Raw genomic sequence first — 19,692 nt, 5'->3', positions numbered from 1 at the left:
GGTTAAATTCAAAGCTAGCAGTTCAGTTCTAAAAATCAAAAATTGGTAATCCGCAATCAAAAATCCAAATGCAAAGACATTCCTTTTCAATCTACGACGCATCAGCAGGTTCCGGTAAAACCTATACTTTGGTCAAAGAATACCTGAAAATTATTCTTACTTCGCCTAAAAATGATGCTTATCGTAACATTTTGGCAATCACTTTTACCAACAAAGCGGTACACGAAATGAAAAGCCGAATTGTAGGGAGTTTATCTGAATTTGCTAAAGACGAACCTTCAAAAAAAGCACAGGATTTAATGCTGGAGTTAGTAAAAGATACTGCCGATTGGGAAGTAAAATTGTCTGTTAATTTCATCAAAATCAAATCGCAGCAAATCATCAAACATATTATTCATAATTATGCCGCTTTTGATATTTCTACAATTGATAAGTTTACTCATAAAGTTATTCGTGCTTTTGCCCACGACTTGAATTTACCAATGACTTTTGAAGTGACTTTGGATACCGAAAATTTGTTGACAGAAGCCATTGACGCTATTATTGCCCAGGCTGGAGAAGACGAAACCCTGACCAAATTACTCATCGATTTTACGATGGAAAAAACCGATGATGATAAATCCTGGGATATTTCCAGAGAGATAATGGAAACTGGAAAATTGGTTTTGAATGAAAACAATCGGAATGAAATTGTTCAATTTCATGATAAATCTATTGCCGAGTTTGTCGAAATCAAAAAGAAATTAATTGCTACTTGCAACGATTTAGAAAAAGAAAATGCTGGTTTTGCCGAAGCGGCTTTGCTGTTAATTCAAAACAACGGAATTGATTTGAAGTCGTTTTCCAGAGGTACTTTTCCAAATCACTTGGCAAGCATTCGAGACGGAAAATTCAATCCAAAAAATAAAACCTTTCATGAATTTGATGATATAGCTATCAATAAAACGGCCAATGATCGGGCGTTAATTGAGAATTTAATTCCAGAATTATTACAAATTTTAGTAACGATTTATAAAAATTTCGAAAAACGCGATTTTTATAAAGCTTTTCTTAAAAACATAACTCCGCTTTCGTTGCTAAATACGGTGAGTAATGAATTGGCTAAAATTCAGGAAGAACAAAATGTACTTTCAATTTCGGAGTTCAATGCCATCATTCATCGCGAAATTCAAAATCAGCCTGCTCCTTTTATATATGAGCGATTGGGCGAGCGCTATCGTCATTTTTTTATTGATGAATTTCAGGATACTTCGGAGATGCAATGGCAAAATTTAATTCCGCTCATCGATAATGCACTTTCGGGTCAGGACGATTATGGAAATAAAGGAACACTAATGATTGTGGGCGATCCAAAACAGTCTATTTATCGTTGGCGTGGAGGAAAAGCAGAGCAGTTTATTGAATTGAGTAAAGACAATAATCCGTTTAATAATCCAGATAAAAAATTAGAACATCTGGATAAAAATTACCGTTCGTATTCTCAAATTATCGAATTTAATAATGAACTTTTTAAGTTATTGTCCTCTGAATTTGAGCAAGAAGATTATAAAGATTTATACGAAAATCACAGTCATCAACATACAAATGACAAAACAGGAGGTTATGTGAATATTTCTTTTATTCCAAAAATTGAAACCGTTGAAACGGATGAAGAAGCATTAGATAAAACAGAATTGTATGTTTTAGCCACTTTAAATACAATTCAAAAAGTTTTACAAGAAGGTTTTGAATACAAAGATATTGTGATTCTGACCCGTAAACGAGATCAGGGAATTGCAATTGCTAATTATTTGACAGAACAGGGAATTCCACTTTTATCTTCGGAAACACTGATGATTCAAAATGCAACCGAAGTTCGGTTGATAATTCATCTTTTAAAATACCTGAAAAACAATGCCGACTTAGAATCGAAAGCTTATTTCTTGCATTATGTAGCCGAAAATATTCAGGATCGATTGCTTGTTCATGATTTTATTGCCGAAGGAATGGAACAAAAACAAGAAGCCGATTTTGAAAAATGGTTAATGAGTTTTGATATTTCACTTTCGTTTCAAAACATTCGAAAAAAATCTTTGTATGAAGCGGTAGAGATTATTGTTTCTAAATTCCTCTCCCCAACCCTCTCCAAAGGAGAGGGGAATGCGTATGTTCAATATTTCTTAGATATTGTTTTAGAAAGAGATGTGCGAAATCAGGCTGGAACAGCTGATTTTTTAGATTTCTGGGAGAAAAGTGGAGGAAAATATAGCATTCCGTCTCCTGAAGGGAATAATGCCGTTCGAATCATGACCATTCATAAATCAAAAGGATTGGAGTTTCCAGTGGTAATCATGCCTTTTGCTGAAGAAGATTATGGTAAAAAACCAAAAGATAAGTTGTGGCTTGATGCCGAAGGTTTGGATATGCCAAAGGCTTTGATTGATAATAGTAGCGCTGTAGAAGGTTTTGGAGAGGAAGCTAAATTAGTATACGATCAGAAAAAACAAGAAGAACTGTTGGATAATATTAATGTGTTGTATGTAGCGTTGACTCGTGCAGAAGAACAATTGTATGTGATTTCCAATATGAATTTGACTAGTAAAGGAGAAGTTAAAAAGAATGATATGTCCGCTTTTTTTGTTAACTACTTAATTGATAAAGGTGTTTTTAATGAGGATGCGCTGGAATATAGTTTTGGAAATAAAATAAAAATATCTTCGGAAACAAAGCATATTGATATGTCAAAACCTATCAATAGCGTAAACGAAACTTTGAGCCCCAAAAACATAAAAATTGCTCAGCGAGAAGCACTCATGTGGGGAACGCACCAACAAGAATCTATCGAATATGGAAATATAATACATGAAATTCTGTCTTTTGTAAAAACAAAAATGGATGTAGGTTTAGCGGTAGAAAAGGCTATTGAAAATGGTTTGATTAATTTGGCTCAGAAAGAATTAGTGCTGGAAACAATTAATAATATCGTTAATCATGAAGAATTAATATTGTTTTTTGCTGAAGGAAATGAAGTTTTGAATGAACAAACGATTATTCAGAAAGAAGGGAAGACTATAAAACCAGATAGAATGGTGATTACAAAAGACAAAGATGTGTTTTTACTAGATTATAAAACGGGCGTCCATAATGCAAAATATCAGAAACAATTAGAAGGTTACCAACACGCAATTGAATCAATGGGGTTCAAAGTTCAGAAGAAATCATTGATTTATATAGGAAAAAAAGTTCAAGTGGTTCAAATATGATTTATTTTTTAATCAGATAAATAATATGATTTAATGAATTTAATTCTTTTTTTAAAAGAAATGCATACTATGGCTAGTAGTATGATTTTAAAATTTGTTAAGAGAAGGGTAATGATTATCTCTTATTTTACAATGGTTTTATACCTGTTTTTTAAAATTACTTTTTAAATTTTACATGAATTGTATGGATTTAAGGTGGGAATTATGTAAATGTTTTTTTAACATTCTATTTTGTAGTTAAAAAATTACGCGTTACTTTTGTTAATAATTAACTAAAATGTAATTAAAAAAAATTAAGTATGAAACATCTTAACAAACTTTTTGTTGCTGTGATGATAGTGATGGGAATAAGTTCTCACGCACAAGACATCAACAATCCATGGGCGATTGAATTTGGAGTAAATGCGGTCGACACTAGAACTAGTGCGGGTCCTGAGCACGTTGGTTGGTTCCAACAACATTTTTCTCAACCATTTGATGTGAAAAATAACTGGAACATTCTTCCTTCTATATCTTATTTAAGTGTATCTCGTTACGTTGGAAGTGGTTTTTCTGTTGGACTTCAAGGTTCAGTTAACAAAATTGACAAATTAGTTACTTTTGATCCTACAGCTCCAGGAAGTGATTCTAGAGGAATGCTTGTAAGTAATCCTGGTGACTTAATGTATTACGGAATTGATGGAAAAGTGAGATACAGTTTCATGGAATTAATTAATTCTAAAGTAATTGATCCAAGCTTACACTTAGGTGGAGGTTATACTTTCTTAGGAGATAGTAGTTTTGGTACTGTAAATGCAGGAGCTGGTTTAACTTTTTGGTTTACTGAAAATGTTGGTTTGGCACTTGGAACTTCATACAAAAAAGCATTTGAAGGAAGCACTGATTTAGTGCGTTCTCACTTTCAACACACTGCTGGTATTGTTTTCAAATTTGGTGGAAAAGATACAGATGGTGATGGAGTATACGATAAAGATGATGCTTGTCCAGAAGTGGCTGGTTTAAAAGAATTTAATGGTTGTCCTGATACTGATGGAGATGGAATCATTGATTCAGAAGATGCTTGTCCAGAAGTTGCTGGTTTAGCTTCTCTAAAAGGTTGTCCAGATGCTGACGGTGATGGAGTTACTGACGCTGAAGACGAATGTCCTAATGTAGCTGGTTTAGCTTCTTTAAAAGGTTGTCCAGATGCTGACGGTGATGGTGTAGCTGACAAAGATGATAAATGTCCAGATGTTGCAGGTCCAAAAGAAAATGCAGGTTGTCCTTGGCCAGATAGAGATAAAGACGGTGTAGCTGATAAAGATGATGCTTGTCCAGATGTTGCTGGTCCAGCTAGTAACAAAGGTTGTCCAGAAGTAACTCCAGAAGTTATGGACGAATTGAAATCTCAAGCTAGATTTATCTACTTTAACTCTGGAAAATCTACATTCAAAAATGCTGATGTTCCTAAGAGATTAGATGCAATGGCTGGTCTTCTTAAAAACTATGCTAACTCTGAGTTCTTAATCGAAGGACATACTGATAGTGATGGTTCTGATGCATTCAACCAAAAACTTTCTGAGGCTAGAGCTAATGTAGTTAAAGAAGCATTACTTGAAAGAGGAATTTCTCCTAGCAAAATTAAATCAGTAGGATATGGTGAAACTATGCCAGTTGCAACTAATAAAACTGCTGCAGGTAAAGCATTAAACAGAAGAACTGAAGTGAAATTAATCAAATAATTTCTTTCTAAAATAAATATTAAAAACGCCTCGATTTATCGGGGCGTTTTTTTATTTTTATAGTATGACAAACAGTAGCTTTCTAGATAAAATAGCCCAGATTTTAATTGAAAAATATTCAGATAAACTAACTGATATAATAGTAGTTCTACCTAATAAAAGAGCCAAGATTTTTTTGATTGAAGCGCTGAAAAAGCAGGTTTCAAATAACATTCTTGCTCCTGAAATTATTAGTATTGAAGATTTTATTCAGGATATTGCTGGAATTCGTACTGTTGATCCAATCGAATTATTGTTTGAATTCTATGAAGTTTATTTATCAATAACAGAGAAAGCCAATCAGCAATCTTTTGAGTTGTTTGCCAATTGGGCAAAAACACTTTTACAAGACTTTAATGAGATTGATCGCTATTTATTAGATCCCACACATGTCTTGTCTTACTTAAAAGACATTGAAGACATAAAAAAATGGGGAATTGAAGTAGAGAATAAAACGCCATTGCTTGAAAAATATATTGATTTTTGGAAATTACTTCCGCTTTATTATCAATCTTTATACGCACATTTACTGCAAAAAGGAATTGGATATCAAGGATTAATTTATCGTGAAGCAGTAGAGAATCTAAATCATTTTTCGAATTCAATTACCAATAAGCAATATGTTTTTGCGGGATTTAATGCGTTGAATGCTTCCGAAGAAAAAATCATTCAACATTTGATTTCGAATGCTCAGGCCAAAATTTATTGGGATGCCGACAAAACTTTTTTAAATGATCCTTATCATGATGCGGGCTTATTCCTGCGTCGATTTAAAGATAATTGGAAACACTATAAGTCTAATCCTTTTGAATGGATTGTAGATGATTTTTCGCAGTCAAAAAACATTCAAATTATTGGTACTCCAAAAAGTATTGGTCAAGCCAAAATTTCAGGAAGTATTATCGAAAAAATTATAGACGAAAACCCAACCACAACTCTCGATAAAGTGGCGGTGGTTCTTGGAGAAGAAAATCTATTAGTTCCGCTTTTATATTCTTTGCCATCAACAGTGGGTGCTTTGAATATTACGATGGGTTATTCGAGTAAAAATAATCCCGCTCAAATTTTAATTGCCAAATTATTCAAAATGCACACTAACGCTTTGTCTAGAAAATCGAGCAGTTATGTGTTTTATTACAAAGATGTTTTGGATATTTTGACCCATCCTTTGGTGGAACCTTATGCTCATTCCAGAGATTTGGTTAATAGTATCAATAAAAACAATTATACTTTTATCAGTTATCAAAGATTGGTAGAACTGAATCAATCTCCGAGTGGTTTATTTTTATTGCTTTTCGAAAAATGGGAACAAGGTTCGATTGCAGTTTTACAAACTGTTTCAAGATTGTTGTTGATTATAAAAGAAAATTTGAGCAATGATAATGAAGAAGAAAAGATTACAAAAGCCTTTGTTTTTGCCATTTTTAAAGTAATCAATAAATTAATCAATTATTATTCGCAGCACACGCACATTGATAAAATTGAAACTTTACACGCTATTTACAAACAAGTAATTGATTTGGCTGAGGTTTCTTTTGAAGGTGAACCACTGAATGGTTTGCAAATTATGGGAGTCTTGGAAAGTCGTGTTTTGGATTTTGATACGGTAATTGTGACTTCAATGAACGAAGGGAAATTTCCAGCAGGAAAATCGCAAAATTCTTTTATTCCTTATGATGTGAAACGAGAATTGGGTCTGCCAACATTCAAAGAAAAAGATGCTATTTATACTTATCACTTTTATCATTTGTTGCAACGTGCTAAGAATATTTATTTGTTATATAATACCGAAAGTGAAGGACTTGATGCGGGTGAAAAAAGCCGATTTATTACCCAGCTTGAAGTAGAAAAACAACGCAATCATAATTTATCGCACGAAATTTACAATGCCGTTTTGCCAGAAACTGCATATAAACCAATGGTGATAGAAAAATCGCCAGCGGTAATGGAGCGTTTAAAAAAAATTGCTGAAGAAGGATTTTCTCCTTCGGCTTTGACAAGTTATATTCGAAATCCAATTCAGTTTTATTTCCAAAAAATATTGCGAATAAGAGAAGTAGAAGAAGTAGAAGAGAACATCGCTTTGAATACTTTGGGAACTATTATTCACGAAACTTTAAAAACCTTATATGAACCGTTTATTGGGAAATTTATCTCAGAATTAGATATTGATAATTGTTTTAAATTGATTGATGCTGAGGTTTTAAAGCAATTTAAAATTGTCTACAAAGAAGGCGAAATCAAAAAAGGACGAAATCTTTTGGCTTTTGAAGTGGCTAAAAGAAATGTTTTTAATTTTCTGAAAGTGGAATTAGAATGTATTAAGGCTGGAGATGCGATTAAAATTATCGCTTTGGAGCAAACTTTTGGAAGAACACTGCATCATCCTGATTTACCTTTTCCAGTATTGATAAAAGGAAATGTCGATCGAATTGAAGAACGCAACGGAATCATCCGAATCATAGATTATAAGACAGGAAAAGTCGAAAAAGCAAGTGTTGGTCTTAAAACCTGGAACGGATTGACTCAGGAACTTAAAAACGACAAAATTATTCAGGTTTTAGCTTATGCGTTTATGTATGAGCTCGAAACTAACGGAAAGTCTATAGAAGCTGGAATCATTTCGTTTAAAAATCTAAAATCAGGATTTTTACCATTTCAATTTAAAGAAGACAAAGACGTTCAGCAAATTATTAATCCAGAAATAATGACTCATTATCTGGAACAAATTGTGGTTTTGTTGAAAGAAATTCTAGATCCAGAGCAATCATTTGAAGAGAAAATATAATGGATGGTTTTTTTAGAACATCAGCAAATATTTTTGAATTCTACAAAAGTACTTTCTTAATAACCTTATCGGTAAGCCTTTTGGGATTGGTCTTTGGTGGTTTTGAAATCTTTAAAATTATACTGGTTGGTTTTGGATTTTGGATAAGTATTTTGATGAAAGAAGTGAATTCTAAAAAAGAATATCTGTTTTATTACAACAATGGAATTTCAAAACTCAAATTATTGAGTATTAGTTTTTTGATGAATGTTGTCTTTTCAGTGTTGATCATTTGGATTTTTAATCAAATAATGTATTTACATGGTTAAAAATGTATTAGAAGTTGATAGTATTCAAAAGCAATATCAAGGGAAAAATATAATTTCAGATTTATATTTGAAATGTGAAACGACTGATATTATTGGAATTTTAGGAAGAAACGGTTCTGGAAAATCTACCTTTCTAAAAATACTTTTTGGGATCTTAGCTGCTGATTTTAAATTTGTTCGAATTGATGGTTCTTCTAAATCAAAAACGGAAGATTTATTAAATGAAATTAGCTATTTGCCTCAGGATAATTTTATTCCAAATTTGTTTTCTGTAGAAAAGGCAATTCGATTATCAATAACAAAAGATAAATGGAAGGCATTCTATGAAGATGAAATGATTCAAATGATTCGAAACAAAAAAATTAAGCATCTTTCAAGTGGGCAATTACGGTATTTAGAGATTAAATTAATTCTCAATAAAGAAACAAAATTTGTTTTGCTTGATGAACCATACAATGGATTGTCTCCAATTATGATTGAAAAGGTTAATACACTAATAATTGAAAATTCTCAATCAAGAGGAATTATTATTACCGATCACAATTATGAAAATGTGATAAAAATTTCCACTAAATTGGCACTGATGCAAGAAGGTAAAATGCATCACTTAAAAGATAAAAGTGAATTAGTGACTAGAGGTTATTTGAAATTAGGAATGATTTAAATCTTCTTAAAAAAATCCAATAAAACCTTAGTTAGTTCAATTCGGTTTTCAATAGAACTCATGTGTCCGTCAGGAAAAGTGACTAATTGAACGGCTGTTTCTTCAATTTGTTCTTTGGTTTCTTCATAAGGCAAAACGGGGTCTTTTTCTCCTAGAATCAGCATTTTTGGATATTGAGTTAAATGCAATAACACTTCTCTGTCCATTCTTATTTTCATTCCTTCCAGTGAAGCGACTATGCCTTGAAGCGGTGTTTTTAAAGCTTCTTTTTTTACGAATTCGGTATCGTCTTTTAATCGTTCGCGGTTTTCTTCGCTAAATAAATTGGCGATAGAAAGTGAAATAAAATTAGCGAAAGATTGTTTTACGGCTTTAATGGCTCGATCTCGATTTGCTTTTCGTTCATTGCTGTCGGCTCTGGAAGTGGAATTCAACAAAACCAGTCCTTTAATGTAATCCGGATACATTTCGGCGAAAGCCAAAGCCACATAACCGCCCATGGAATGTCCAACAAAAATAGCTTTTCGAATACGCAATTCCGCTAAAACGGCGTGAACTACATCGGCATTGTCTTCCATGGAATGTACATATCCCATACATTCGGTATTGCCATGACCTAATAAATCGATGGTGATAATACGGTATTTTTTAGAAAATTCAGGAACAAAAGCATTCCACATGGTTTGGTTTTCTAAAAAGCCGTGTAATAGCACAATAGCCGTTCCTTTTCCAGAATCGGTATAAGAAATGTTAGTGTTTTTGAATTGAATTTGTTTCAAGTGGAAGGTTGTATTTATGCAAAAATAAGGCTTTATCTAAAGCATTGCAAAAGTTATGATTTCTTTTGAATGTTTTTATGAGAACGAATTTTATAAGTACCATTTTCTTCTAAAAAGAATCAAAAAACTCAAAATTTAACGCTAAAACGGAAAGTTGTTATTTTAAATAAGTCTTAATTACGTGAAAAATCAATTTAAATTATTTAAATTTGCAGCATATTATTTTACCATTATGAATCAAGTGAGTGATTTGACAAGTAACGTTTTATTCGAAACTGAAAAGGGCTATAGTTACCAATGTGATGTAACTAACAGCATCATTATTAATTTTGCAGATACTATTTCGACTTATAAAATTCAAGATTTTTTGATTTTTCAAAGAAAAGTAAATAGTGTTGATATTTTGAATATGCTTTATGATCTATCCGATCAATCGGACGCACAATTGATTGAAACTACCAAAAGAAACTTCTCTCGCAACCTTAATATTTGCGAAATAGTTCAACTTAGAGAACTATTAAACGGAACAAAATTTACCCTGAGTTTACATTCGATGCTTTGCGATGTTTTAACTATAAATTTAGTCTAGCTTTACTTAGAATTAATACAAATTTCTCAGTGATATAGCCTGATTGCTTTTAATTTTATAATTTAGCAGTATAAAATTTAAATGTCATGAAAGATTTACTAAGAACCAATACTTCATTAACAGAAGGAATTGAACAGATATTAAACTTACAAGCTAAAATTGAAAGCGATGCTTCTAACAAATATTTAGCAATGGCAGCTTGGTTAGATAGAAATGGTTTTGTTAATACAGCTGAATATTTATACAAACAAGCCGAAGAAGAGCGTGAGCATTTTTTAAAAGTGTTTAAATATATCACAGATATGGGAGGAATTGCTATTACTCCATCTGTTCCTGAAGTACAACAAGAATTTGCTTCTTTTAGAGAAGTTTTTGAAATTGCTTTGCAAAACGAAATTGCTGTAACTAAAGCAGTAAATAAGGTAATTGCAAAATGTAGAGCAGAAAATGATTATGCTACAGAAGATTTTATGATGTGGTATGTTTCAGAGCAAAGAGAAGAAGAGAAAAATGCTCGTAGAGCTTTAGAACTTTTCGAATTAATCAATGAAAATGAAGCTGCTGGAAAATTTGCATTAGATGTGCAAATTGCAAAAATTGGATAATAAAAACCAAGTAATAAAGTTGAAAATCCCTTAACGATGTAATTGTTAAGGGATTTTTTTATTGGTTAATTTGCTGTAAATGATGTAATTATTTCAGGCAATTGTATAATGTTTTAAAAATATATGATAGTAAATTTGATTAGAAATATTAAAACTAAATATCATGAATCTTAAAAGATTTTTCGGAGGATTACTTACAATTTTAGGTATTGTAGGTTTAATTTATACAGCTGTATTGTTTACCGGGACGTCTGGCGAAACTAGAGATGTAAAAGCATTAATTGTTTATGGAATACTTGGAATTGTATTTTTTATGTCTGGTATAAGTTTAGTTCGTAGCACTAAAGATGAATCATAAGTTTCTTTTTTTAGATGTAGAAAAATAAAAGGCGGCTTACTTTTGTAAACCGTCTTTGTTCTTTCTTCTTGTTTCTTATTCTCTAAATCAAGAACTCATCAAACTCTCAATTTCCTCAATTTCAATTGGAATATTTTTCATCAAATTAAAAGGCTCGCCTGTAGGTTGAATGACAACATTATCTTCTAGGCGAATTCCGAAACCTTCTTCCGGAATGTAGATTCCCGGTTCTACAGTAAAAACCATATTGGCCTGCATCGGTTCTGTTAAAAGTCCGTAATCATGAGTGTCCAATCCCATGTGGTGCGAAGTGCCGTGCATGAAATATTTTTTGTAAGCTGGCCATTCTGGATTTTCATTCTGCACATCGGCTTTATCTAAAAGTCCCAAACCTAATAGTTCTGAAGACATGATTTTGCCAACTTCAGCCTGATATTCTTTCCAGAGCGTTCCTGGAGTTAGCATTTTAGTCGCTTCGTTTTTTACTTTTAAAACAGCATTATAAACAGCTTTTTGTCTTTCGGAATAACGACCAGAAACGGGAATCGTTCGGGTTAAGTCACTGGAATAATTAGCATATTCAGCAGCAACATCGAGCAAAATCAAATCGCCTGCTTTGCATTCTTTATTATTTTCAATATAATGCAACACATTCGCATTGTTTCCTGAAGCAATAATAGGAGTATAAGCAAAACCTTTGGAGCGATTGCGAATGAATTCGTGAATGAATTCAGCTTCGATTTCGTATTCCATTACATTGGGTTTTACAAACTCGAGAATGCGTCTAAAACCTTTTTCGGTAATGTTGCAAGCATGCTGAATCAAATCAATTTCTTCGATTTCTTTTACGGAACGGAGGCGTTGCAAAATAGGATTGCTCTTGGCAACAGCATGCGCGGGATATTTTTCTTTCCACCATTTTACAAAACGAGCTTCGCGGGTTTCGGTTTCAATTGTAGCGCGATAATGTTCATTCGTATTAATGTAAATGGTTTCAGAATAGGTCATTAATTCGGCCAATACTTTTTCGAAATCTTGCAACCAATGTACCGTTTTGATTCCCGAAACAGCAAAAGCATCTTCTTTAGTTAATTTAGCACCTTCCCAAATAGCGATTAATTCGCTGGTTTCTTTTAGGAATAAAATTTCTTTTTGATGTTCATAAGGCGCATTAGGAAAAAGAAGTAAAATACTTTCTTCCTGATCGATTCCGCTTAAATAAAAAATATCACGATGTTGTGCAAAAGGCAAAGTACTGTCGGCACTAACGGGATAAATATCGTTAGAATTAAAAACAGCTACACTTTTAGGCTTCATTTGAGCTGTAAATTTGCTGCGATTTTTTATAAATAAATGGCTATCAATCTGATGGTATTTCATTTTCTGGAGTTTTATTTATACAAACTTAATCAATCCATTTGTAATAACGAGCACCAATAAGATTTGGATTTTGGTTTTCAATTCGGTCTAAAATCCATTCGTTTTTTGGTGATTGAATGCTTTGTTTTTGTTCTTTTTTATGCAGTTTTTCGTAAGTTTCAAAGTCAATTTCAAAACTTTTAGCTAAGGTTTCAAAAAGAGTTACGTTGGCTAAAGCCACTTTCCATTCGTCCTGAATAATTCCTTCGAATACTTTTGATTTCGAACCACTTCCGTAAGCAAGAAATCCAAAAGTGTTGCCTGCAATTTCTTTTTCTGAATCATAAAAATACGCCAGAGTCGAAAAGAATCCCATAAAAATAGAACCTGTATATAAATTTCCAATTAGTGATGAAGCTAATTCGGCAGGCATTAATTTTTCTTCTACGAAGTTTTTATATTCTGGAGTTTTGCTGGTTTCTTTTAATTTAGTTTGGTATTCAGCAGCATTTTCTTCACCAGAAATAATGGTATTTTCGGCATCTAAAGCATAAATTTCAGATAACATTCTGCGACCTTGAAACGAATACGGTAAGTGCATGATGATGCTGTTCCAGGTTTGATATAAAGTATTTGAAGCTTCTTTTAACTTTTTAAACGAGAAATAGGCATTTCTGGTTCTGTCCATATAACATTGATTCGAATATTGCCCGTCAAAAACAGGTTGGTCTTTGTGAATTTCAATTTCAGCTTCTAAATTATCAAACCAGGATTCGTTGTTGGTGTTTCCAGTTATGGCTTCTTTTGAAAGGGTTCTATGCGGTTTGAAAAAATCAAAAACACCTTTGGTATTAGTTGCCCAATTATTTTCGAAAGTAATAATTCTTGGATTCGAAGTGATTAACATCGCTGTTGCTCCTGCGCCTTGAGTGTATTCGCCAGTCGAATTCAAATCGTATTTGGCAATATCAGTAGTTACAACAATTGCTTTTTTGTCTGGATTCAATCGAATGAAATCAAGGCAATTTTGCATAGCATCAACTCCGCCAATGCAGGCAAAAGTAAAATCGACAACATCGCATTCTCCTAAAGTGTTTTCGCCAAATTTCTGTTCCATCAAATCAACTAGAAAGGAACCAATAGGTTTTGCATTGTCAATGCCGCTTTCGGTTCCCACATAAATACGTGCAATTTCTTTTAAATTAATTTGGTTATTTTGAATTAATTTAGTCAAAGCATTTGCAGCAAAAACCACACTGTCCTGATGTGCATCTGGCAAAGTCATTTGGATTAATCCTAGACCTTTTTCTAGTTTTTCGGGTTCTATATTTCTGACTTCCGCCAAAGTTTTTATGGGTAAATGTAATTTCGCTACGTCAAATGATATTGCATCAATTCCTGTTTTCATTTTCATTTTTTTAGAATTTACAAAGATAAATGCCCCTTTTGAATTGCTGTTTTTTTAACTACACAAAATTGTGTGTTTTTGTGTTTTTTGCTGATTTAAAAGCATTTTATTCTAAAAATTATTAAATGTATATTTTTTAGGCTTTTGAATGATTATTGTTGATTTGTTTTTTTGGTTAATTTTGTTGGTTTTTTTAGTTTATTTTTTATCAATGTATTGATAGTTAGTTTTTTATGTTGTTTTTGATGTGTTTTTTTGAGTCTTTTTTATTAAAACTTTATAATGCTTCTAAATAAGAACGAAAAGGTTGTAGTTCGTTACTAATTACTTTATTTTTGTGTACTTTTTAAATTATATTCTAAAATATTATGGCAAAATCTGGATTATTGAAATCGTCAATAGCAAAAAAAGTAGCTATGGCACTTTCAGGACTTTTTTTGATGTTGTTTCTAGCGCAGCATTTTTTTATTAATATGACTTCAGTGTTTAGTGCTGATGTTTTTAATTCGATTTCTCATTTTATGGGAACTAATCCATTGATTCAGTTTGTTATGCAACCTATTCTTATTATAGGGGTTGTTTTTCACTTTATCATGGGATTTGTTTTGGATATTCAAAACAAAAAAGCAAGACCAGTAGGATATGCTAGTTACAACGGAGCTGCTAATGCAAGTTGGGCTTCACGTAACATGATCATTTCAGGTTCTGTAATTTTGGCATTTTTAGCATTGCATTTTTATGATTTCTGGGTTCCGGAAATAGTATACAAATATGTAGAATGCAATCCTGCTGACGAGACTCGTTATTTTCATGAATTAACTGAGAAATTTGTAAGTCCAGTTCGTACTGGTTTATACAGCTTGTCGTTTGTATTGTTGTCTTTACACTTACAACACGGATTTAGTTCTTCTTTCCAATCAGTAGGACAGAACAATAAATATACAAAAGGATTGAGAGGTTTCGGATTGGCTTTCGCAATTATTATTCCTTTAGGATTCGTATTTATTGCATTATTTCATCATTTCAATCATTAATATTCAATTATAATGGCATTAGATTCAAAAATTCCAAATGGTCCAATTGCGGACAAATGGACAAATTATAAAGATCATATTAATTTAGTAAACCCTGCTAACAAACGTAATTTAGATATTATTGTTGTTGGAACAGGATTAGCTGGAGGTTCTGCAGCTGCTACTTTAGCAGAATTAGGATATAACGTAAAAGCATTTTGTTTTCAGGATTCACCACGTCGTGCGCACTCTATTGCAGCACAAGGGGGAATCAATGCAGCAAAAAATTATAAAGGAGACGGTGACTCAGTTTACAGATTGTTTTATGATACTGTAAAAGGTGGAGATTACCGCGCTCGTGAGGCAAACGTACACCGTTTAGCTGAAGTTTCTGCTAATATTATTGACCAGTGTGTGGCTCAAGGGGTGCCATTGGCTCGTGAATATGGTGGATTATTGGACAACCGTTCATTTGGAGGAACTTTAGTTTCTCGTACATTTTATGCGCAAGGGCAAACAGGACAACAGTTATTGTTAGGAGCTTATTCTGCAATGAACCGTCAAATTGGTCGTGGGAAAATTAAAATGTACAACCGTCACGAAATGCTAGAATTAGTAGTGATTGACGGAAAAGCAAGAGGTATTATCGCCCGTAACTTGATTACTGGTGAGATTGAAAGACATTCAGCTCATGCAGTTGTTATAGGTTCTGGAGGTTACGGAAACGTTTTCTTCTTATCAACTAATGCAATGGGATCGAATGCTACTGCGGCTTGGAAAATCCACAAAAAAGGAGCTTTCTTCGCAAACCCTTGTTATACTCAAATTCACCCAACATGTATTCCAGTTTCTGGAGATCATCAGTCAAAATTAACTTTGATGTCTGAGTCTCTTCGTAATGACGGACGTATCTGGGTTCCTGCAAAATTAGAAGATGCGAAAGCTATTCGTGAAGGAAAGAAAAAAGCAACTGATTTAGCTGAAGCAGATAGAGATTATTTCTTAGAAAGAAGATATCCAGCTTTTGGTAACTTGGTACCACGTGACGTAGCTTCTCGTGCTGCTAAAGAAAGATGTGATGCTGGTTTTGGTGTTAACAAAACAGGAGAAGCAGTTTACCTGGATTTTGCTGCGGCAATTCAACGTTACGGTACTGAAGCAGCTTATGTAAAAGGTTTAGATGCTAATGATACTAAATTAGTAACTAAATTAGGTACTGAAATTGTAAAAAGTAAATACGGGAACTTGTTCCAAATGTATTATAAAATTGTAGATGAGGATCCTTATACTTCACCAATGATGATTTACCCAGCGGTTCACTACACTATGGGTGGAACTTGGGTTGATTATAATTTGATGACTACAATTCCGGGTTGTTTCTCTATTGGAGAATCTAACTTCTCAGACCACGGTGCAAACAGACTTGGAGCTTCTGCTTTAATGCAAGGTTTGGCTGATGGGTATTTCGTATTGCCTTACACTATTGGAGATTATTTAGCTCCGGATATCAAAATGGGAGAAATTTCTACTGATAGACCTGAGTTTGAAGAAGCTGAAAAAAGTGTAAAAGAATTGATTGCTAAATTTATGAATAATAAAGGAACGCATTCAGTAGACCACTTCCACAAAAAATTAGGTAAAATTATGTGGGATAAAGTAGGTATGGCTCGTAACGAAAAAGGATTAAACGAAGCTATTGTTGAAATTGCTGCTTTACGTGAAGAGTTTTATAAAGATGTAAGAGTACCTGGGACTGACAAAGGATTCAACCAAGAATTAGAAAAAGCAATTCGTGTTGCCGATTTCTTAGAATTAGGAGAATTGTTTGCTAAAGATGCTTTACACCGTAATGAATCTTGTGGAGGTCACTTCCGTGAGGAGTACCAAACAGAAGAGGGAGAAGCACTTCGTGATGACGAGAACTTTGCATACGTTGCAGCTTGGGAATACAAAGGAAAACCAAGTGATGCAGTGTTACACAAAGAACCACTGAATTACGAAAACATTAAACTAGTTCAAAGAAGTTATAAATAGTAATTAGTCCAAAGTCCCTAGTCCAAAGTTGCAGGCTTTAGACATTCGACTTTATGACTTTCAAACTAAAACAGTATGAAACTTACATTAAAAATATGGCGTCAAAAAAACGCCCAAGATAAAGGAGCAATGGTCGATTACAAAATTGACGGAATTGAACCTGATATGTCATTCCTTGAAATGCTTGACGTATTCAACGAACAACAAATCAATGCTGGTGAAGAACCAGTAGCTTTTGACCACGATTGTCGCGAAGGAATTTGCGGAATGTGTTCTTTATTCATCAATGGAGAAGCTCACGGACCAGACAGAGGAGTAACTACTTGTCAATTGCACATGCGTATGTTTAAAGATGGTGATACTATCACTATCGAGCCATTCCGTGCAGCTGCTTTCCCTGTAGTAAAAGATTTAGTTGTTGACAGAAGTTCTTTTGACAGAATCCAACACGCAGGAGGATTTATCTCGGTAAACACTTCAGGAAACACTATCGATGCAAATACAATTCCAGTAAACAAACAAGATGCTGATGCTGCTTTTGATGCTGCAACTTGTATTGGATGTGGAGCTTGTGTAGCTACTTGTAAAAACTCTTCGGCTATGTTATTTGTTGCTGCAAAAGTTTCTCAATTTGCTCTATTGCCACAAGGTCAGGTAGAAGCAGTTGATCGTGTATTGAATATGGTAAGCCAGATGGATGACGAAGGTTTTGGTAACTGTACAAACACTGGAGCTTGTGAAGTAGAATGTCCAAAAGGAATTTCTCTAGAAAACATTGCTCGTATGAACAGAGAGTACATGTCAGCAAGTTTGAAAGGATAATATTTTTTCAATATATTTTACAAAAGCGCATTCATTGATTTGAATGCGCTTTTTATTTTGGGGGTGCCCTACGGTCGGGCTATTCGTTACAATCTTTTATTCCACTGCGTTACATAAAAGGATTTTCACTGCTATCCCTCACCCGAATCCCTGTATAAATCAAAATGACGTAAAGATGACATAATAGAATTCCATTTATTATACTAGATTTCGCTTATTTTTGGAGCATTATTCAATCGATTTATGGAAAACCAAAATTTGGCTCAAGGAGTAAAAGAGTTAAGAAAAAGAAAAGCTTTATCACAAGATGAATTAGCTAAAAGTGCTGGCTTATCATTGCGAACGGTTCAAAGAGTTGAAAACGGCGAAACAATACCTACGGGTGAAACATTAAAAAGAATAGCAGCTGTTTTAGAAGTTGTTCCAGATGAATTGTTAGGTTTTACATCTGAAAAAGAAGTGCCTAAAATAGTTCTAAAAACAAAACACGAATACATTCATTTTTTTAAGGATAAACTTGTTTTTAGCAAAACTCCCGAAATTAACTTAGTTGATGATTATAGAAAATCAGTCACTTATGTTTTTAAAACATTAATGGTGTTTTTTATTATAATACCCATAAGTGCCATTTTTGCTATTGTTTTCTATAATATGCAAAGAATGGACTTAGTTTTATATTCGGGATCATTTGGTTTTGCTTTCTTAATTATGGCTATTCATACTATGTTTTTTAGTTCAGGTACACCTTTAATTAATATTAATACCATTACTAAGATAAAATTTAGAAAATTTTTTCAAAATAATATAGTAGAGATATATTTTGTAGAATCGGGTCGAGTCAAAGGAAAAGGATTGGTGCTTGAAAAAAATCAGATTGATGCTGTAATGAATTGTTTGCAATCAGATCATCTTATTGAGGAAAAAGATATTAATAATAATAAAAGAGGAACAATATTTTTTTTAATTATTGTTATGTCACCTCAATTGTTGAATGTTTTGTGCTCTCGTTTTATTTCCAACTCAAAAGGAGCTATGTATTCTTGGGGGATTTATTTTATTTTTTTAAGTCTATTTCTTATTATAAAAATGATACGAAATAGAAGGATTCCTGTGAATCGTAATAAGCATAAGGCTATTATTGAAATAGATAATAACTAAAACGATATTGACAATATTTCTTTTTTGTACTTTTATAAAATGAAAATCGCACTAATTCAATCCTCTTTATTTTGGGAAAACCCAAAAGCGAATAGAAACTATTTCGAAGAAAAAATAAATGTTATTACTGAAAAAGTAGATTTAGTTATTCTTCCTGAAATGTTTTCTACAGGCTTTACAATGAATCCTGGCGCTGTTGCTGAAACTATGCAGGGCGAAACGGTGTTGTGGATGCAATCTTTGGCGAAAGCCCAAAAAACAGCTATAACTGGAAGCTTGGTTATTGAAGAATTGGGTAATTTTTATAACAGAATGCTTTTTGTTTTTCCTTCGGGTGAAATTCAGTTTTATGATAAAAGGCATTTGTTTACGCTGGCTGGCGAAGAAAAGGTCTATACAGCAGGCAACCAGAAATTAATTGTAGATTATTTAGATTGGAAAATTTGCCCCATGGTTTGTTATGATTTGCGTTTTCCGGTTTTTTCCAGAAATACTGAAAATTACGATTTGTTACTGTATGTGGCGAGTTGGCCTGATAAAAGAATCAATGCTTGGGACGCACTACTTAAAGCGCGAGCTATCGAAAACATGAGTTATGTTGCAGCTGTAAATAGAATAGGTGTTGATGGCAATGAACATCTATATTCTGGACACAGCCAGGTAATAGACTGTTTAGGCGAATATTTATTGGGACCTAATGAATATGAAAATGTGTTTTTAGTCGCTTTAGACCGCGAAAAAATGCTTGTTACAAGAAATAAAATGGGTTTTTTAAACGATAAAGATTCGTTTGAGTTACTTTAAT

16 protein-coding genes are annotated in these 19,692 nt (G+C 33.1%); 13 read left to right on the top strand and 3 right to left on the bottom strand.

The genetic code is table 11. The features are described 5' to 3' along the window. Positions 1 to 68: 68 nt before the first annotated feature. From AAGV33_RS13550 to AAGV33_RS13530, 5 genes are all read left to right on the top strand, one after another. On the top strand, positions 69 to 3,242 hold the full coding sequence (locus AAGV33_RS13550; protein WP_373392619.1) for a UvrD-helicase domain-containing protein: 3,174 nt from the start codon (positions 69 to 71) through the stop codon (positions 3,240 to 3,242). A gap of 299 nt (positions 3,243 to 3,541) precedes the next feature. Then, a complete protein-coding gene (locus AAGV33_RS13545; protein ID WP_373392618.1) occupies positions 3,542 to 4,963 on the top strand; it encodes an OmpA family protein in 1,422 nt (473 codons plus the stop codon). Between the two features lie 64 nt (positions 4,964 to 5,027). Next, positions 5,028 to 7,790, top strand: a complete 2,763-nt coding sequence (locus AAGV33_RS13540; protein ID WP_373392616.1) for a PD-(D/E)XK nuclease family protein — start codon at positions 5,028 to 5,030, stop codon at positions 7,788 to 7,790. Next, on the top strand, positions 7,790 to 8,098 hold the full coding sequence (locus AAGV33_RS13535) for a hypothetical protein (RefSeq protein WP_373392615.1): 309 nt from the start codon (positions 7,790 to 7,792) through the stop codon (positions 8,096 to 8,098). The genes AAGV33_RS13540 and AAGV33_RS13535 overlap by 1 nt, the downstream gene beginning before the upstream one ends. Next, complete coding sequence (locus tag AAGV33_RS13530; protein WP_373392613.1) at positions 8,091 to 8,762, top strand: ATP-binding cassette domain-containing protein; 672 nt, start codon at positions 8,091 to 8,093, stop codon at positions 8,760 to 8,762. The genes AAGV33_RS13535 and AAGV33_RS13530 overlap by 8 nt, the downstream gene beginning before the upstream one ends. Here AAGV33_RS13530 and AAGV33_RS13525 read toward each other — a convergent pair. Continuing rightward, positions 8,759 to 9,541 (bottom strand): alpha/beta fold hydrolase, encoded by a 783-nt coding sequence (locus AAGV33_RS13525; RefSeq protein ID WP_373392612.1) that lies wholly within the window; start codon positions 9,539 to 9,541, stop codon positions 8,759 to 8,761. The genes AAGV33_RS13530 and AAGV33_RS13525 overlap by 4 nt on opposite strands. A 181-nt stretch (positions 9,542 to 9,722) precedes the next feature. On the opposite strand from AAGV33_RS13525, the gene AAGV33_RS13520 reads away from it, so the two are divergent. The 3 genes from AAGV33_RS13520 (at position 9,723) to AAGV33_RS13510 (ending at position 11,093) form a co-directional block, all read left to right on the top strand. After that, positions 9,723 to 10,130, top strand: coding sequence for a hypothetical protein (locus AAGV33_RS13520; protein ID WP_373392610.1), 408 nt, complete (start codon positions 9,723 to 9,725; stop codon positions 10,128 to 10,130). 86 nt (positions 10,131 to 10,216) lie between these two features. Next, positions 10,217 to 10,735, top strand: coding sequence for a ferritin (locus tag AAGV33_RS13515; RefSeq protein ID WP_373392609.1), 519 nt, complete (start codon positions 10,217 to 10,219; stop codon positions 10,733 to 10,735). Between the two features lie 163 nt (positions 10,736 to 10,898). Then, positions 10,899 to 11,093: a hypothetical protein gene (locus tag AAGV33_RS13510; RefSeq protein WP_035659552.1), complete on the top strand. Its 195-nt coding sequence runs from the start codon at positions 10,899 to 10,901 to the stop codon at positions 11,091 to 11,093. Between the two features lie 87 nt (positions 11,094 to 11,180). Here the strand turns inward: AAGV33_RS13510 and AAGV33_RS13505 are convergent, their stop codons facing one another. Beyond that, on the bottom strand, positions 11,181 to 12,473 hold the full coding sequence (locus tag AAGV33_RS13505) for an aminopeptidase P family protein (RefSeq protein ID WP_373392608.1): 1,293 nt from the start codon (positions 12,471 to 12,473) through the stop codon (positions 11,181 to 11,183). A 25-nt stretch (positions 12,474 to 12,498) separates the two neighbouring features. Then, positions 12,499 to 13,860: a hydroxymethylglutaryl-CoA synthase family protein gene (locus AAGV33_RS13500; protein ID WP_373392607.1), complete on the bottom strand. Its 1,362-nt coding sequence runs from the start codon at positions 13,858 to 13,860 to the stop codon at positions 12,499 to 12,501. A 368-nt stretch (positions 13,861 to 14,228) separates the two neighbouring features. Between AAGV33_RS13500 and AAGV33_RS13495 the strand changes: the two genes are divergently transcribed. The 5 genes from AAGV33_RS13495 (at position 14,229) to AAGV33_RS13475 (ending at position 19,691) form a co-directional block, all read left to right on the top strand. Then, complete coding sequence (locus AAGV33_RS13495) at positions 14,229 to 14,894, top strand: succinate dehydrogenase cytochrome b subunit (protein ID WP_373392605.1); 666 nt, start codon at positions 14,229 to 14,231, stop codon at positions 14,892 to 14,894. Positions 14,895 to 14,906: 12 nt separating this feature from the next. After that, positions 14,907 to 16,907, top strand: a complete 2,001-nt coding sequence (locus tag AAGV33_RS13490) for a fumarate reductase/succinate dehydrogenase flavoprotein subunit (RefSeq protein ID WP_373392603.1) — start codon at positions 14,907 to 14,909, stop codon at positions 16,905 to 16,907. Positions 16,908 to 16,982: 75 nt separating this feature from the next. Next, positions 16,983 to 17,729, top strand: coding sequence for a succinate dehydrogenase/fumarate reductase iron-sulfur subunit (locus tag AAGV33_RS13485; protein ID WP_373392602.1), 747 nt, complete (start codon positions 16,983 to 16,985; stop codon positions 17,727 to 17,729). A gap of 243 nt (positions 17,730 to 17,972) precedes the next feature. Then, positions 17,973 to 18,887 (top strand): helix-turn-helix domain-containing protein, encoded by a 915-nt coding sequence (locus AAGV33_RS13480; RefSeq protein WP_373392601.1) that lies wholly within the window; start codon positions 17,973 to 17,975, stop codon positions 18,885 to 18,887. 39 nt (positions 18,888 to 18,926) lie between these two features. Then, complete coding sequence (locus AAGV33_RS13475; protein ID WP_373392600.1) at positions 18,927 to 19,691, top strand: amidohydrolase; 765 nt, start codon at positions 18,927 to 18,929, stop codon at positions 19,689 to 19,691. The last annotated feature ends 1 nt before the right edge of the window (position 19,692 follow it).

Source organism: Flavobacterium magnesitis, from assembly GCF_041729735.1.
Lineage (GTDB): Bacteria > Bacteroidota > Bacteroidia > Flavobacteriales > Flavobacteriaceae > Flavobacterium > Flavobacterium magnesitis.
This window is presented reverse-complemented; position numbering and strand designations above follow the sequence as displayed.

What these genes read in the sequence shown, in the direction of transcription:
- AAGV33_RS13550 (WP_373392619.1), top strand. Translation starts at nt 69, where the DNA reads ATGCAAAGACATTCCTTTTCAATCTACGACGCATCAGCAGGTTCCGGT.
- AAGV33_RS13545 (WP_373392618.1), top strand. Translation starts at nt 3,542, where the DNA reads ATGAAACATCTTAACAAACTTTTTGTTGCTGTGATGATAGTGATGGGA.
- AAGV33_RS13540 (WP_373392616.1), top strand. Translation starts at nt 5,028, where the DNA reads ATGACAAACAGTAGCTTTCTAGATAAAATAGCCCAGATTTTAATTGAA.
- AAGV33_RS13535 (WP_373392615.1), top strand. Translation starts at nt 7,790, where the DNA reads ATGGATGGTTTTTTTAGAACATCAGCAAATATTTTTGAATTCTACAAA.
- AAGV33_RS13530 (WP_373392613.1), top strand. Translation starts at nt 8,091, where the DNA reads ATGGTTAAAAATGTATTAGAAGTTGATAGTATTCAAAAGCAATATCAA.
- AAGV33_RS13515 (WP_373392609.1), top strand. Translation starts at nt 10,217, where the DNA reads ATGAAAGATTTACTAAGAACCAATACTTCATTAACAGAAGGAATTGAA.
- AAGV33_RS13510 (WP_035659552.1), top strand. Translation starts at nt 10,899, where the DNA reads ATGAATCTTAAAAGATTTTTCGGAGGATTACTTACAATTTTAGGTATT.
- AAGV33_RS13505 (WP_373392608.1), bottom strand. Translation starts at nt 12,473, where the DNA reads ATGAAATACCATCAGATTGATAGCCATTTATTTATAAAAAATCGCAGC.
- AAGV33_RS13500 (WP_373392607.1), bottom strand. Translation starts at nt 13,860, where the DNA reads ATGAAAACAGGAATTGATGCAATATCATTTGACGTAGCGAAATTACAT.
- AAGV33_RS13495 (WP_373392605.1), top strand. Translation starts at nt 14,229, where the DNA reads ATGGCAAAATCTGGATTATTGAAATCGTCAATAGCAAAAAAAGTAGCT.
- AAGV33_RS13490 (WP_373392603.1), top strand. Translation starts at nt 14,907, where the DNA reads ATGGCATTAGATTCAAAAATTCCAAATGGTCCAATTGCGGACAAATGG.
- AAGV33_RS13485 (WP_373392602.1), top strand. Translation starts at nt 16,983, where the DNA reads ATGAAACTTACATTAAAAATATGGCGTCAAAAAAACGCCCAAGATAAA.
- AAGV33_RS13480 (WP_373392601.1), top strand. Translation starts at nt 17,973, where the DNA reads ATGGAAAACCAAAATTTGGCTCAAGGAGTAAAAGAGTTAAGAAAAAGA.
- AAGV33_RS13475 (WP_373392600.1), top strand. Translation starts at nt 18,927, where the DNA reads ATGAAAATCGCACTAATTCAATCCTCTTTATTTTGGGAAAACCCAAAA.